13 protein-coding genes are annotated in these 14179 nt (G+C 60.0%); all 13 read left to right on the plus strand.

The genetic code is table 11. From position 1 onward, the window contains the following. Positions 1–2 precede the first annotated feature (2 nt). The 13 genes from nuoH to AC13QO_RS04505 all read left to right on the plus strand — a co-directional run bounded on the left by nuoH (position 3) and on the right by AC13QO_RS04505 (position 14177). A complete protein-coding gene (gene nuoH / locus AC13QO_RS04445) occupies positions 3–1046 on the plus strand; it encodes an NADH-quinone oxidoreductase subunit NuoH (RefSeq protein WP_085777781.1) in 1044 nt (347 codons plus the stop codon). 40 nt (positions 1047–1086) lie between these two features. Continuing rightward, positions 1087–1578 (plus strand): NADH-quinone oxidoreductase subunit NuoI, encoded by a 492-nt coding sequence (gene nuoI / locus AC13QO_RS04450; RefSeq protein WP_004680064.1) that lies wholly within the window; start codon positions 1087–1089, stop codon positions 1576–1578. Between the two features lie 140 nt (positions 1579–1718). Continuing rightward, complete coding sequence (locus AC13QO_RS04455; RefSeq protein WP_011424932.1) at positions 1719–2333, plus strand: NADH-quinone oxidoreductase subunit J; 615 nt, start codon at positions 1719–1721, stop codon at positions 2331–2333. Between the two features lie 23 nt (positions 2334–2356). Continuing rightward, positions 2357–2665, plus strand: coding sequence for an NADH-quinone oxidoreductase subunit NuoK (gene nuoK / locus AC13QO_RS04460; protein WP_010066755.1), 309 nt, complete (start codon positions 2357–2359; stop codon positions 2663–2665). Between the two features lie 7 nt (positions 2666–2672). Continuing rightward, a complete protein-coding gene (gene nuoL, locus AC13QO_RS04465) occupies positions 2673–4673 on the plus strand; it encodes an NADH-quinone oxidoreductase subunit L (protein ID WP_085777782.1) in 2001 nt (666 codons plus the stop codon). Beyond that, entirely contained in the window at positions 4673–6184 is a 1512-nt protein-coding gene (locus AC13QO_RS04470; RefSeq protein ID WP_488539994.1) for an NADH-quinone oxidoreductase subunit M, read from the plus strand. The genes nuoL and AC13QO_RS04470 overlap by 1 nt, the downstream gene beginning before the upstream one ends. An 18-nt stretch (positions 6185–6202) precedes the next feature. Then, positions 6203–7648 carry an NADH-quinone oxidoreductase subunit NuoN gene (gene nuoN / locus AC13QO_RS04475; protein ID WP_097598365.1) on the plus strand — a complete coding sequence of 482 codons (1446 nt, stop codon included), beginning with the start codon at positions 6203–6205 and terminating at the stop codon, positions 7646–7648. Then, the gene (locus AC13QO_RS04480; RefSeq protein WP_085777785.1) at positions 7648–8412 is read left to right on the plus strand and encodes a biotin--[acetyl-CoA-carboxylase] ligase; all 765 of its coding nucleotides are present in this window, start codon (positions 7648–7650) and stop codon (positions 8410–8412) included. Before nuoN ends, AC13QO_RS04480 begins: the two co-directional genes overlap by 1 nt. Positions 8413–8429: 17 nt before the next feature. Further along, a complete protein-coding gene (locus AC13QO_RS04485; protein ID WP_085777786.1) occupies positions 8430–10100 on the plus strand; it encodes a ribonuclease J in 1671 nt (556 codons plus the stop codon). Between the two features lie 2 nt (positions 10101–10102). Further along, positions 10103–10507, plus strand: a complete 405-nt coding sequence (gene mce, locus AC13QO_RS04490; RefSeq protein WP_085777787.1) for a methylmalonyl-CoA epimerase — start codon at positions 10103–10105, stop codon at positions 10505–10507. A 163-nt stretch (positions 10508–10670) separates the two neighbouring features. After that, positions 10671–10946 carry a DUF1467 family protein gene (locus tag AC13QO_RS04495; protein ID WP_488539995.1) on the plus strand — a complete coding sequence of 92 codons (276 nt, stop codon included), beginning with the start codon at positions 10671–10673 and terminating at the stop codon, positions 10944–10946. A gap of 588 nt (positions 10947–11534) precedes the next feature. Continuing rightward, positions 11535–12857, plus strand: coding sequence for a proline--tRNA ligase (gene proS, locus AC13QO_RS04500; RefSeq protein WP_085780039.1), 1323 nt, complete (start codon positions 11535–11537; stop codon positions 12855–12857). Between the two features lie 15 nt (positions 12858–12872). Next, the gene (locus tag AC13QO_RS04505; protein WP_085777789.1) at positions 12873–14177 is read left to right on the plus strand and encodes a lipoprotein-releasing ABC transporter permease subunit; all 1305 of its coding nucleotides are present in this window, start codon (positions 12873–12875) and stop codon (positions 14175–14177) included. Positions 14178–14179: the final 2 nt, after the last annotated feature.

Genomic DNA, 14179 nt, shown 5'->3' on the forward strand with positions numbered 1-14179 from the left:
TCATGGATTCTTTCTTCTCAACCTATGTCTGGCCGGGGATCATCATGATCGGTCAGTCGCTGCTGCTTCTCGTCTGCCTGCTCGTCTTCATCGCTTACGTGCTGCTTGCCGACCGCAAGATCTGGGCGGCGGTGCAGCTGCGCCGCGGTCCGAACGTCGTCGGTCCCTTCGGCCTGTTCCAGTCCTTCGCCGACCTTCTGAAGTTCGTCTTCAAGGAGCCGATCATTCCGGCCGGCGCCAACAAGGCGGTGTTCCTGCTGGCCCCGCTGGTTACGGTGCTTCTGGCGCTGTCGACCTGGGCGGTGGTGCCGCTCGCCGACGGCTGGGTGATCGCCAACATCAATGTCGGCATCCTCTATATTTTCGCGATCTCCTCTCTCGAAGTCTACGGCATCATCATGGGCGGCTGGGCTTCGAACTCGAAATACCCGTTCCTCGGCGCGCTGCGCTCGGCCGCACAGATGGTGTCCTATGAAGTCTCGATCGGCTTCGTCATCGTCACCGTTCTGCTCTGCGTCGGCTCGCTCAACCTGACCGACATCGTCAATGCGCAGCACAATGGCCTCGGCACCATGCTCGGCCTGCCGGCCTCGTTCCTCGACTGGCACTGGCTGTCGCTGTTCCCGATGTTCATCGTCTTCTTTATCTCGGCGCTCGCCGAGACGAACCGCCCGCCTTTCGACCTTCCGGAAGCGGAGTCGGAACTTGTCGCCGGCTTCATGGTCGAATACGGCTCCTCGCCATACATGATGTTCATGCTAGGCGAATATGCCGCCGTCTGCCTGATGTGCTCGCTGACGACGATCCTCTTCCTCGGCGGCTGGCTGCCTCCGGTCGATATCTGGATCCTCAACTGGGTCCCTGGCATCATCTGGTTCATGCTGAAGGCATGCTTCGTGTTCTTCATGTTCGCGATGGTCAAAGCCTTCGTCCCGCGCTACCGCTACGACCAGCTCATGCGTCTCGGCTGGAAAGTCTTCCTGCCGCTGTCGCTCACTATGGTGATTATCGTTGCATTCGTGCTGAAACTGATGGGATGGGCGTAATGATGCCTGCTCTCGTTTCCGGCAAAATTGGAGGTTGAAGATGGCAAGCTTGTCCAGCTCCATCAACTCGCTGTTCCTCAAGGAATTCTTCGGCGCGTTCTTTCTGTCGATGCGCTATTTCTTCCGCCAGAAGGCGACGATCAATTACCCCTTCGAAAAGGGCCCGGTCTCCCCACGATTCCGCGGCGAGCACGCGCTGCGCCGTTATCCGAACGGCGAGGAACGCTGCATCGCCTGCAAGCTCTGCGAGGCGATCTGTCCTGCCCAGGCCATCACCATCGAGGCCGGTCCGCGCCGCAACGACGGCACACGCCGCACGGTGCGCTATGACATCGACATGGTGAAGTGCATCTATTGCGGCTTCTGCCAGGAAGCCTGCCCGGTCGATGCGATCGTCGAAGGTCCGAATTTCGAATTTGCGACGGAAACCCGCGAAGAGCTCTATTTCGACAAGGCGCGCCTTCTCGATAACGGAGACCGGTGGGAGCGTGAAATCGCCCGCAACATCGCGATCGACTCGCCGTATCGCTGATTGATATCTGAAATGCTGTGATGGAGCGGCTCGCTCCTTTCGCGGTCAATATGTACAGGAGCTTTGCCGGCGAGTGCCGCGAAGCTTCATCGGGCAGGGAAACTCCCGGCTGCCCGGGGGAAGATGAAAAAGGCACCAACATGGGTCTGCAGGCTCTATTTTTCTATCTTTTCGCCTTTGTCGCTGTGGCGTCGGCGTTCATGGTCATCTGGGCGAAGAACCCGGTTCACTCGGTTCTGTTCCTGATCCTGGTGTTCTTCAACGCGGCCGGCCTGTTCCTGCTGCTCGGCGCCGAGTTCCTGGCGATGATCCTGCTCGTCGTTTATGTCGGCGCCGTCGCCGTCCTCTTCCTCTTTGTGGTGATGATGCTCGACATTGACTTCACCGAATTGAGGGCAGGCGTGCTCGAATATGCGCCGATCGGCGGGTTGATTGGGATCATCCTGGCGGCCGAGTTGATCGTCGTGATCGGCGGCAGCGTCATCTCGCCTGATATCGCCAAGTCAGTCGCCATGCCGATCCCGGCGCTCAGCGAGCGTACGAATACGGCCGCTCTCGGCGACGTGCTTTACACCAACTACGTCTATTTCTTCCAGATTGCCGGCTTGGTGCTGCTGGTCGCCATGATCGGCGCGATCGTGCTGACGCTGAGGCATCGCACCAACATCAAGCGGCAGAATATCTCAAGGCAGGTTGCCCGCACGCCCGCCACCGCCGTCGAGGTGGTGTCGGTCAAGCCCGGGCAGGGCGTCTAAAGGCAGGTCAAGGAACAAAGAACATGGTCATCGGACTTTCCCATTACCTGACGGTCAGCGCCATCCTCTTCACGCTCGGCGTCTTCGGCATCTTCCTCAACCGGAAGAACGTCATCGTCATCCTTATGTCGGTCGAACTGATCCTGCTTGCTGTCAACATCAACATGGTCGCCTTCTCTCACTTCCTGAACGACATTGTCGGTCAGGTCTTCGCGCTGTTCATTCTGACGGTCGCGGCTGCCGAAGCGGCGATCGGTCTTGCAATTCTCGTTGTCTTCTACCGCAACCGCGGCTCGATCGCGGTCGAAGACGTCAATATGATGAAGGGCTGAGTGGCTCATGTTCCTCTATAAGGCTATTGTCTTTCTTCCCTTGATCGGCGCGATCGTCGCCGGCCTTTTCGGCCGCGCCATCGGCGCCAAGGCTTCGGAATATGTCACCAGCGGCCTGATGATCATTGCCGGCATCCTGTCCTGGATCGTCTTCTTTAACGTCGGCATGGGCCATCTTGAAGGCGGGCCGATCAAGGTCGAGGTGCTGCGCTGGATCCAGTCCGGCGGCATCGACGTCTCCTGGTCGCTGCGCGTGGATACGCTCACCTCCGTCATGCTGATCGTGGTCAACACGGTCTCGACGCTGGTGCATATCTATTCGATCGGCTACATGCATACCGATCCGCATCGCCCGCGCTTCTTTGCCTATCTGTCGCTCTTCACCTTCGCCATGCTGATGCTGGTGACAGCCGACAATCTTGCCCAGATGTTCTTCGGCTGGGAAGGCGTCGGTCTCGCCTCCTATCTACTGATCGGCTTCTGGTTCAAGAAGCCTTCGGCGACGGCCGCGGCGATGAAGGCTTTCATCGTCAACCGCGTCGGCGACTTCGGTTTCGTGCTCGGCATTGCCGGCGTCTTCGTGCTGTTCGGCTCGATCAACCTCGATACGATCTTCGCTAATGCATCGAATTTCGCCCCGCATGAAGGCGGCGGCGAGGCGAGCGAAGTGATCCTCAACCTCTTCGGCATGCAGCTCGACAAGGCGCATGCGCTGACCGGCATCTGCCTGCTGCTATTCATGGGCGCGATGGGCAAGTCGGCGCAGTTCCTGCTGCACACCTGGCTGCCGGACGCGATGGAAGGCCCGACCCCGGTCTCGGCCCTCATCCATGCCGCCACCATGGTCACCGCCGGCGTCTTCCTCGTCGCCCGCATGTCGCCGCTCTTCGAATTGTCGCCCGACGCACTGACCGTCGTTACCGTCATCGGCGCGATCACCGCCTTCTTCGCGGCAACTGTCGGCCTGGTCCAGAACGACATCAAGCGCGTCATCGCCTATTCCACCTGCTCGCAGCTCGGCTACATGTTCGTGGCGCTCGGGGTAGGGGCCTATGGTGCCGCGATCTTCCATCTCTTTACGCACGCCTTCTTCAAGGCGCTGCTCTTCCTCTGCGCCGGCTCGGTCATCCATGCCGTCGATGGCGAGCAGGACATGCGCTACATGGGTGGCCTGTGGCCGCATATTAAAGTGACCGGCATCCTGATGATCATCGGCACGCTGGCGATCACCGGCGTCGGCATTCCCTTCACGCCGATCGGCCTTGCCGGCTTCTTCTCCAAGGACGTGATCATCGAGGCGACCTATGCATCGCATTCGCCGGTCTCGGGCTTCGCCTTCTCGCTGCTGGTCATTGCGGCTCTCTTCACCAGCTTCTACTCCTGGCGCCTGATCTTCATGACCTTCTTCGGCAAGCCGCGCGCTTCGCATGAGGTCATGCACCACGTCCACGAGTCGCCGCAGGTCATGCTGGTGCCGCTCTATATCCTTGCGCTCGGCGCCATGTTTGCGGGCGTGATCTTCGAAGGCCGGTTCTACGGTGAGGAATATGCCGAGTTCTGGAAGGGCGCACTCTTTACCGGCGCCGAGAACGAACTCGTCGAACAGTTCCACCATGTTCCGGCGCTGGTGGGCCTGAGCCCCTTCATCGCCATGGTGCTCGGCTTCGTCATTGCCTGGTACATGTATATCCGCTCGCCGCAGACGCCGCGCGTCCTCGCCAAGCAGCACCGCGTGCTCTACCACTTCCTGCTCAACAAGTGGTATTTCGACGAACTCTACGACTTCCTCTTCGTCCGCACGGCAAGGGCGCTTGGCCGCTTCCTGTGGAAGAAGGGTGACGTCGGCGTCATCGATGCCTATGGCCCGAACGGCGTGGCAGCCCGCGTTGTAGCCGTCACCGACCGCGTCGTCCGCCTGCAGACCGGTTACCTCTATCACTATGCATTCGCCATGCTGCTCGGCATTGCGGCGCTCGTTACCTGGATGATGCTCGGGAGTTCCTTCTGATGACCGATTGGCCTATTCTTTCAACGGTCACCTTCCTGCCGCTCGTCGGCGTGGTGCTCCTGCTCTTGATGAATGGCGACAGCGAAAGCGGTCGAAGGAACGTGCTGTGGATCTCGCTGATCACCACCGTCTTCACCTTCGTCCTCTCTCTCTTCATCTGGGTCGGCTTCGACAATGCCAATCCCGGCTTCCAGATGCTCGAAAAGCATGATTGGCTCGGCACCGGCATCGGCTATCACGTCGGCGTCGACGGCATCTCCATGCTGTTCGTCATCCTGTCGACCTTCCTCATGCCCTTCTGCGTGCTGGCGAGCTGGCTCTCGATCGAGAAGCGTCTGAAGGAATACATGATCGCCTTCCTCATCCTCGAAACGATGATGGTCGGCGTCTTCGTCTCGCTCGATATCGTGCTCTTCTACGTCTTCTTCGAGGCGGGCCTCATTCCGATGTTCCTGATCATCGGGGTCTGGGGCGGCAAGGACCGTGTCTATGCGAGCTACAAGTTCTTTCTCTACACGCTGCTCGGCTCGGTGCTGATGCTGCTCGCCATCATGGCGATGTACTGGCAGGCCGGCACGACCGACATCACCGCGCTGCTCGCCTACAAGTTCCCGCCGGCGCTGCAGACCTGGCTCTGGCTTGCCTTCTTCGCCTCCTTTGCGGTGAAGATGCCGATGTGGCCGGTCCACACCTGGCTTCCCGATGCGCACGTCCAGGCGCCAACGGCAGGTTCGGTGATCCTGGCCGGCGTGCTCTTGAAGCTCGGCGGCTACGGTCTCATCCGCTTCTCGCTCGGCATGTTCCCGGTCGCCTCCGACTATTTCGCGCCGCTCGTCTTCGCCATGTCGGTCATCGCCATCATCTACACCTCGCTGGTGGCAATGATGCAGGATGATATCAAGAAGCTGATCGCCTATTCCTCGGTGGCTCATATGGGCTACGTGACCATGGGCATCTTCGCCGCCAACATGCAGGGTGTTCAGGGGTCGATCTTCCAGATGCTCTCGCACGGCATCGTCTCCGGCGCGCTCTTCCTCTGCGTCGGCGTCGTCTACGACCGTACCCACACCCGCGAGATCAACGCCTATGGCGGCCTCGTCAACAACATGCCGAAATATGCCGTGGCGATGATGGTCTTCACCATGGCCAATGTCGGGCTTCCCGGCACGTCTGGCTTCATCGGCGAATTCCTGACGCTGATCGGCGTCTTCCGGGTCAACACCTGGGTCGCGCTCTTTGCCGCCACTGGCGTCATTCTCTCGGCCGCTTATGCGCTCTGGCTCTATCGCCGGGTGATCTTCGGCGCCCTGGAGAAGGAAAAGCTGAAGGCGCTGCTCGATCTTTCGAGACGCGAACAGCTGATTCTTTATCCGCTGGTCGCGCTGACCATTTTCTTCGGCGTTTATCCGGCTCCGGTCTTCGATGCGACGGCCGCCTCGGTGGATCTGCTGGTCAACAACTACACGGCCGCCGTGCACGCAGCGCAGAATGTTGCGCTGTCTATGAAATGATGACGGGACTTATCGGACATGACCGCTGAAACAATTCTCCTCAGTCTGCATCTTTCCGCGCCGGAGCTCATCCTCGCGGTCGGCGCCCTGGTCCTGTTGATGGTCGGCGTCTTCTCAGGCGAGCGGTCGGGCCTTGCCGTCACCGGCCTTGCCATCGTCCTGCTGCTCGCATCCGGCCTGTGGCTGCTCTTTGTGCCGGCGGAAGGCCTCGCCTTCGGCGGCGTCTATATGGCTGACGGCTTCTCCCGGTTCATGAAGCTGGTGGCGCTCATCGGTTCGCTGGTCGCCCTGTTCATGACAATGGGGCATGCCCGCGAAAATCAGCTCGACAAGTTCGAGTTCCCGGTTCTGCTGGTGCTTGCGACCCTCGGCATCCTGCTGATGATCTCGGCCAACGACCTGATCTCGCTCTATCTTGCGCTGGAACTGCAGTCGCTGGCGCTTTATGTCGTCGCCGCGATCAACCGCGACAGCCTGAAGTCGACCGAAGCCGGCCTCAAATATTTCGTGCTCGGCGCGCTGTCCTCCGGCATGCTGCTCTACGGCATGTCGCTGGTCTACGGCTTCACCGGCCATACCCATTTCGCCGAGATCGCCCAAGCGCTTTCGGTTGAAGGCGCGCGTTCGCTCGGCCTCATCTTCGGCCTGGTCTTCATCCTCGCCGGAATCGCCTTCAAGATCTCGGCCGTTCCCTTCCACATGTGGACGCCGGACGTTTATGAAGGCGCGCCGACGCCGGTTACCGCCTTCCTCGCCGCAGCCCCCAAGGTTGCCGCCATGGCGATGATGACACGCATGGTCATAACCGCCTTCCAGCCAGTCCTGGCCGACTGGCAGCAGGTCGTCGTCTTCATCTCGATCGCCTCGATGCTGCTCGGCTCCTTTGCCGCGATCGGTCAAAAGAACATCAAGCGACTGATGGCCTATTCCTCGATCGGCCACATGGGTTATGCTCTGGTCGGCCTTGCCGCCGGCAACCAGACCGGCGTTTCCGGCGTCATGCTTTACATGGTCATTTACATGATCATGACGCTCGGCACCTTCGCGATCATCATGTCGATGCGCCGCAAGGACGGCACCGTCGTCGAAAACGTCAACGATCTCGCCGGCCTCTCCACAACCAACCCGTTCATGGCTGTGGTGCTGACGGCGCTGATGTTCTCGCTCGCCGGCATTCCGCCGCTCGCCGGATTCTTCGCCAAATACTTCGTCTTCGTTGCTGCGATCGAAGCCAAGCTTTATGCGCTTGCTATCATCGGCGTTCTCGCCTCGGTCGTCGGCGCCTATTATTATCTGCGTGTCATCAAGCTGATGTGGTTCGATGAAGCGACCGGCGAATTCGCCCGTGTCTCCAGCGCCCTGCGTCTGGTCTTCGGTCTCTCCGGTCTCTTCGTCACCGCCTATGTGCTTATCGGCGGCCCGATCGGTGGCGCGGCAGAGCTTGCCGCCGCGACGCTCTTCTGATGGCCTCCGACGGACGACGCCGGATATCGCTCGGCGATATCAGGCATGAGGCTCTGTCGGAAACATCGTCCACCAACAGCGAATGCCTCGCCCGAGCCCGGGCGGGGGATCCCGGCAATCTCTGGGTGACGGCCGAGAGGCAGACCGGCGGCCGGGGCCGTCGCGGCAGGCTCTGGGTTTCCGAACGCGGCAATCTCTACGCGTCTCTTCTGCTGATCGACCCGGCGCCAATGGAGCGCCTCGGCTCGCTGCCGCTGGCGGTTGCCGTTGCCGTTCACCAGGCCATCCGCAGGGTACTGCCGCCTGGCGGCGAACCGCTTGAGGTCAAATGGCCGAACGATATTCTCATCGGCAGAAAGAAGACCTGCGGCATCCTGGTCGAAGGCGAGGGGCTGCCGGATGGCCGTTATGCGCTGATCGTTGGCATCGGCATCAATGTCTCGGTCATGCCGGACAATCCGCTCTATCCCGTCACCTGCCTGCGCCAGCATGCGAGCGCGGCTTCGCCGGAGGAACTTTTCGCCCACCTTTTCGTGGCGATGGCGGATGTGCTCGAAATATGGGATCAGGGCCGCGGCATTGCCGAAATCACCGCGCGCTGGCGCGCCATTGCCTGTGGCATCGGGGAAAAGATCACGGTCAATTTACCGGACCGGTCGATTTCCGGACAATTCGCCGGGATTGATGATAATGGCTTGTTGATGCTCGATACCGGCGCTGGCACGATCATGTCTATTGCCGCCGGTGATGTGTTTTTTAGATAGCGGAAAAAACGAAAATTATGGCGAAACAGGACGAATTGGTATTCCTGCCTCTGGGCGGCGTCGGCGAGATCGGGATGAATCTTGCCCTTTACGGCTACGGCCCGCCCGAGCATCGCCAGTGGATCATGGTCGATTGCGGCGTTACTTTTCCCGGACCTGACTTGCCGGGTGTCGACCTCGTGCTGCCCGATATCCGCTTCCTTGCCAGCGAACGAAAGAATCTCAAGGCAATCATCATCACCCATGCCCATGAAGACCATTACGGGGCACTCGCCGATCTCTGGCCGGGCCTCAATGCTCCGGTTTTCGCCTCGGCCTTTACATCGGGTCTGCTTGAAGCCAAACGCAACTTCGAGAAGGCAACGATCGGCGAAGTGCCGGTGACGCCGTTCAAGGCAGGCGACACGATCAATGTCGGCCCGTTCAGCATCGAAGGTGTGGCCGTCAACCATTCGATCCCGGAGCCGATGTCGCTGATGATCCGCACGCCGGCCGGCAACATCATCCATACGGGGGACTGGAAGATCGACCACGAGCCTTCGCTCGGGCCTCTGACCGATGAGACACGCTTCCGCCAGCTTGGCGACGAGGGTGTGCTGGCGCTGATGTGCGATTCCACCAACGCCCTGCGCGACGGCGTTTCACCCTCCGAGAAGGATGTGTCGGAAAGCCTGCGCAAGATCATCGAGGATGCCGAGGGCCGGGTGGCGATCACGACCTTCTCGTCCAATGTCGGGCGTATTCGCACCGTAGCCGAGGCTGCCGAGGCGGCCGGCCGCGAAGTGCTGTTGCTCGGCAGTTCGCTGAAGCGCGTCGTCGATGTCGCTAGTGACATCGGCCTGATGGAAGGGGTCAAACCTTTCATTTCCGAGGAGGAGTACGGCTATATCCCGCGCGACAAGGTCGTCGTCATCTTGACCGGTAGCCAGGGCGAGGCGCGGGCGGCCCTTGCCAAGCTCTCCCGTGACGAGATGCGCAATGTGGCCTTTGCGGCAGGTGATATCGTCGTCTTTTCTTCGCGTGCCATTCCCGGCAACGAGAAGGCGATTCAGGACATCAAGAACGGCCTCGTCGAGCAGGGCGTGCATATCATCACCGATACCGAGGCGCTCGTCCACGTCTCCGGCCATCCGCGCCGCAACGAGTTACAGCGGATGTATGAGTGGACCCGGCCGAAAATCGTCGTGCCGGTGCATGGCGAGGCGACGCATCTGACGGCGCATAAGGAGCTGGCCGAGCAGTCCGGCATCGCGATCGTGCCGCGGGTGCGCAATGGCGATATCCTGCGGCTGGCGCCAGGCCCAGTCGAGGTGATCGCGGAAGCGCCGCATGGCCGCATCTACAAGGATGGCCTGCTGATCGGCGATTTCGACGAAATGGGTATCGGCGAGCGCAAGAAACTCTCCTATGTCGGCCATGTCGCGGTCAGCATCGTGCTCGACGGGCGTTATGACATCCTCGGCGATCCCGACCTCGTCTCGATCGGCCTGCCGGTTTATGATGACGAAGGCGAGGAGATGGAGGATACGCTCTACGATGCGGCGATCAGCGCCATCGAAAGCATTCCGCGTGCCCGCCGCAAGGATATCGACATGCTGCAGGAGGCCGTGCGCCGTGCCATCCGCGCAGCCGCAAATCACGCCTGGGGCAAAAAGCCCGTTGTCACCGCCTTCGTCACCAAGGTCTGACCATGCTCGGCCGAGTGAATCATATCGCCATCGCCGTTCCCGACCTCGCAGCGGCGACGGCCGCTTATCGCGACATGCTGGGGACCGCGGTATCTGAGCCGCAGCCTCTGCCGGAACACGGGGTCACCGTCGTCTTCGTCGAGTTGCCGAACACCAAGGTGGAATTGCTGCAGCCGCTCGGGCAGGACTCGCCGATCGCAACCTTCCTCGAAAAGAACCCGTCCGGCGGCATGCATCATATCTGTTACGAGGTGGACGATATCATCCTCGCCCGTGACCGGCTGGTCGCCGCCGGCGCGCGGCTGCTTGGCAACGGCCAGCCGAAGACCGGCGCGCATGGCAAGCCGGTGCTCTTTCTGCATCCCAAGGATTTCTTCGGCACGCTGATCGAACTCGAACAGGCCTAAATCAAATACAATTGGACACGGTTTCGCTGCGGCAGAATGACCCAAAGAAGGCGAAATGTTTCCTTCGCTTTGAGTTGCACGCTATTCCGCCGTATAAGTGCGCCAGCTCCAAGCGGCACTGCGCTTCACGCGTTCTGTCGGCAAGACACCACCGGGAAAGATAATGCTCCAGACCTTCCTTCAGGGATTCGCCGTCTACTTCATCATCTGGTGGATGACGCTGTTCGCCGTTCTGCCGATCGGGCTGCGCACCCAGGCGGAAGACGACGATATCGTGCTCGGCACCGTGCCAAGCGCGCCCACCCGCTTTCGCGCCGCCTTCGTCTTTTCGCTGACGACGCTGATCTCGGCGCTGATCTATGGCACTTGGTATGTCTGCGACACCTATTTCGGCTGGGGCTTCGATGCCCTTCCACAACTCGGGCCTAGCTTCTATTGAGATAGCTTTTGCTCAAAGTTTGAGCATATGCAAATCTTATCATGGAAATCGAGCTCGCATATTGGCGTCATGCTGGCGCGTCAGAGAGCTCGCCTAACGGAATGAGATGCTTCCCTTACGGAAGCTGTCTGGAGCTTGAATGGGAGGAGAGGGCGAAAAGCCAAAAAAAAACAAGGCCAGAAGCCTTGTTTTAAGTATCGCGTGATCTGTAACCGTTGCCGGGGCTGCGACGAGCGCGCCTAAGATCTGATCCTCCCAAGACTTGACCGCGAGTACAGCAAGAATTTAGCTTCCTGCCTGTTTTGTGAGCTAAAGCTAGCTCAAAGATTGGGCTTTGTCATTAGCTTTTTTTGCATTTTTGCTACACTCTAGCAAAATTTTTCTGTTGACAAGAATTTCGTTCAAGTCCTTATAAATACGCGCTTTTTCACGCCCTTTCGTTTTGCGGGTGCGAACATGCGTATCCGGGAGGCGGCCGACAGCAGTTGCGGGTTTCCTTCCCGCCGCGAAGCGGCTATGAACGCTCCCACATTCACAAGTATCTTCGATTCCGCTCGCCGGCGGGATCTCAACTGCTCCGGAATCGCCATGCGTCTGTCTCGCTACTTCTTGCCCATTCTTAAGGAAAACCCCAAGGAGGCGGAAATCGTCTCCCACCGGTTGATGCTGCGCGCCGGCATGATCCGCCAGCAGTCTCAGGGCATCTATTCCTGGTTGCCGCTCGGCAAGCGTGTGCTCGACAAGGTCAACGCCATTATCCGCGAGGAGCAGAACCGCGCCGGTGCCATCGAGCTTTCGATGCCGACCCTGCAATCGGCCGAGCTCTGGCAGGAAAGCGGCCGTTATGATGCCTATGGCAAGGAGATGCTGCGCATCAAGGACCGCCAGGACCGGCCGATGCTCTACGGCCCCACCAACGAGGAGATGGTGACGGATATTTTCCGCTCCTCCGTCAAATCCTACAAGGACCTGCCGCTCAATCTCTATCACATCCAGCTGAAGTTCCGTGACGAGATCCGGCCTCGCTTCGGCACCATGCGCTCGCGCGAATTTATGATGAAAGACGCTTATTCCTTCGATCTGACGCGCGAAGGGGCGGAGCATTCCTATAATAAGATGTTCGCCGCCTATCTCAGAACATTCGATCGGCTTGGCCTTCGCGCCATCCCTATGCGCGCGGATACCGGCCCGATCGGCGGCAATCTCAGCCATGAATTCATCATCCTCGCCGATACCGGCGAATCCGAGGTCTTCTGCCACAAGGACTTCGTCGGCTTCGATATTCCCGGCGAAAACACCGATTTCGACAGTGTCGAAGGCCTCAAGGCGATCTTCGACAAGTGGACCTCGCTCTACGCGGCCACCTCGGAAATGCACGACGAGGCAGCCTTTGACGCCGTTCCCCAAGCCGAGCGGCTTTCCGCCCGCGGCATCGAGGTCGGCCATATCTTCTACTTCGGCACGAAATATTCCGAGCCGATGGGTGCGAAAGTGCAGGGGCCAGATGGTAAGGAACATTTCGTTCACATGGGTTCCTACGGTATCGGTCCGACACGCCTTGTTCCCGCCATCATCGAAGCATCGCATGATGACAACGGAATCATCTGGCCGGCATCGGTCGCACCCTTCGATGTCGTCGTCATCAACATGAAGGCGGGCGATGAGGCCTGCGACGATACTTGTGAGCTGATCTACGCCGCGCTGAAAAAGGCCGGCAAGGATGTGCTCTATGACGACACCGACGACCGGGCCGGCACGAAGTTCGCGACCGCCGACCTGATCGGCGTACCTGTCCAGATCATCGCCGGCCCGCGTGCGGTCGCGAACGGCGAGGTCGAAGTGAAGGACCGCAAGACCGGCGCCCGTGAAACGATGACCATCGAAGCGGCGATCAACAGGTTCGTGGCTTAAGGAAACGGAGGCGAAATGGCAGAGGCAGCAATGGACCGGAGTTCAAAATCCGGCTTGGGTCCGGCTGGCAAGCCATTTTCCACCTTTGAGCGCCTCGTGGCGTGGCGTTATCTGCGCGCCCGCCGCAAGGAGGCCTTCATTTCGGTGATCGCCGGCTTCTCCTTCGTCGGCATCATGCTCGGCGTTGCGACGCTGATCATCGTCATGGCCGTCATGAACGGCTTTCGCACCGAGCTCGTCTCGCGCATCCTCGGCATCAACGGTCATATGATCGTGCAGCCGATCGATGGCCCCTTTACCGATTACCCCGACCTGACCGCCAAACTCGCGGCGGTGCCGGGCGTCAAGATGGCGCTGCCCCTGGTCGAAGGGCAGGTGCTTGCCTCCGCTCAGGCTGGCGGCAGCACCGGCGCTTTGGTGCGCGGCGCCCGCGCCGAAGACCTGACGAAACTCAAGACAATCTCCGACAACATCAAATCCGGCGACATGGTGGGCTATGCCTCTGGCGAGGGCGTGCTGATCGGCACCCGCATGGCCGATCAGCTGGGTCTGCGCGTCGGCGACCTCATTACCCTGACCTCGCCGGAAGGCGACATCACGCCGATGGGCGTCAATCCGCGCGTCAAATCCTATAAGATTTCCGGCCTGTTCGAGATCGGCATGTCCGAATACGATTCCTCAATCATCTTCATGCCGCTCGAGGAAGCGCAGCTCTACTTCAATGCCGCCGGGCTGGTGCAGTCGATCGAACTCTTCGTCGATCATCCCGATGATATCGACGCCCTGAGGCCGAAGGTGGAAGAGGCGGCCGGCCGCCAGATCAACCTTACCGACTGGCGTCAGCGCAACCAGACATTCTTCTCCGCACTCCAGGTCGAGCGCAACGTCATGTTCATGATCCTGACGCTGATCGTGCTCGTGGCGGCGCTCAACATCATCTCCGGCCTCATCATGCTGGTGAAGGACAAGGGCAGCGATATCGCCATCCTGCGCACCATGGGCGCCAGCGCCGGCGCCATCATGCGCATCTTCTTCATGACCGGGGCGGCGATCGGCATCGTCGGTACCCTTGCCGGTGTGCTGCTCGGCGTTCTCGTCTGCGTCAATATCGAATCCATCCGCCAGTTCTTCTCCTGGATCTCCGGCACCGTGATCTTCAATCCGCAGGTCTATTTCCTCAGCCAGCTGCCGGCCGAGATGGATATCAGCGAAACGATCTCGGTGGTCATCATGGCGCTCAGCCTCTCCTTCATCGCCACCATCTTCCCGGCATGGCGCGCCTCCAGGCTCGATCCGGTGCAGGCACTGCGCTACGAATAAGG

Source organism: Rhizobium sp. CNPSo 3670 (assembly GCF_057784555.1).

Excerpts from the sequence above, each read along its gene's own strand:
- nuoL (WP_085777782.1), top strand. The coding sequence starts at position 2,673 with ATGTTCCTCTATAAGGCTATTGTCTTTCTTCCCTTGATCGGCGCGATC.
- nuoI (WP_004680064.1), top strand. The coding sequence starts at position 1,087 with ATGGCAAGCTTGTCCAGCTCCATCAACTCGCTGTTCCTCAAGGAATTC.
- AC13QO_RS04485 (WP_085777786.1), top strand. The coding sequence starts at position 8,430 with ATGGCGAAACAGGACGAATTGGTATTCCTGCCTCTGGGCGGCGTCGGC.
- mce (WP_085777787.1), top strand. The coding sequence starts at position 10,103 with ATGCTCGGCCGAGTGAATCATATCGCCATCGCCGTTCCCGACCTCGCA.
- nuoN (WP_097598365.1), top strand. The coding sequence starts at position 6,203 with ATGACCGCTGAAACAATTCTCCTCAGTCTGCATCTTTCCGCGCCGGAG.
- nuoH (WP_085777781.1), top strand. The coding sequence starts at position 3 with ATGGATTCTTTCTTCTCAACCTATGTCTGGCCGGGGATCATCATGATC.
- proS (WP_085780039.1), top strand. The coding sequence starts at position 11,535 with ATGCGTCTGTCTCGCTACTTCTTGCCCATTCTTAAGGAAAACCCCAAG.
- nuoK (WP_010066755.1), top strand. The coding sequence starts at position 2,357 with ATGGTCATCGGACTTTCCCATTACCTGACGGTCAGCGCCATCCTCTTC.
- AC13QO_RS04470 (WP_488539994.1), top strand. The coding sequence starts at position 4,673 with ATGACCGATTGGCCTATTCTTTCAACGGTCACCTTCCTGCCGCTCGTC.
- AC13QO_RS04455 (WP_011424932.1), top strand. The coding sequence starts at position 1,719 with ATGGGTCTGCAGGCTCTATTTTTCTATCTTTTCGCCTTTGTCGCTGTG.
- AC13QO_RS04495 (WP_488539995.1), top strand. The coding sequence starts at position 10,671 with ATGCTCCAGACCTTCCTTCAGGGATTCGCCGTCTACTTCATCATCTGG.
- AC13QO_RS04505 (WP_085777789.1), top strand. The coding sequence starts at position 12,873 with ATGGCAGAGGCAGCAATGGACCGGAGTTCAAAATCCGGCTTGGGTCCG.
- AC13QO_RS04480 (WP_085777785.1), top strand. The coding sequence starts at position 7,648 with ATGGCCTCCGACGGACGACGCCGGATATCGCTCGGCGATATCAGGCAT.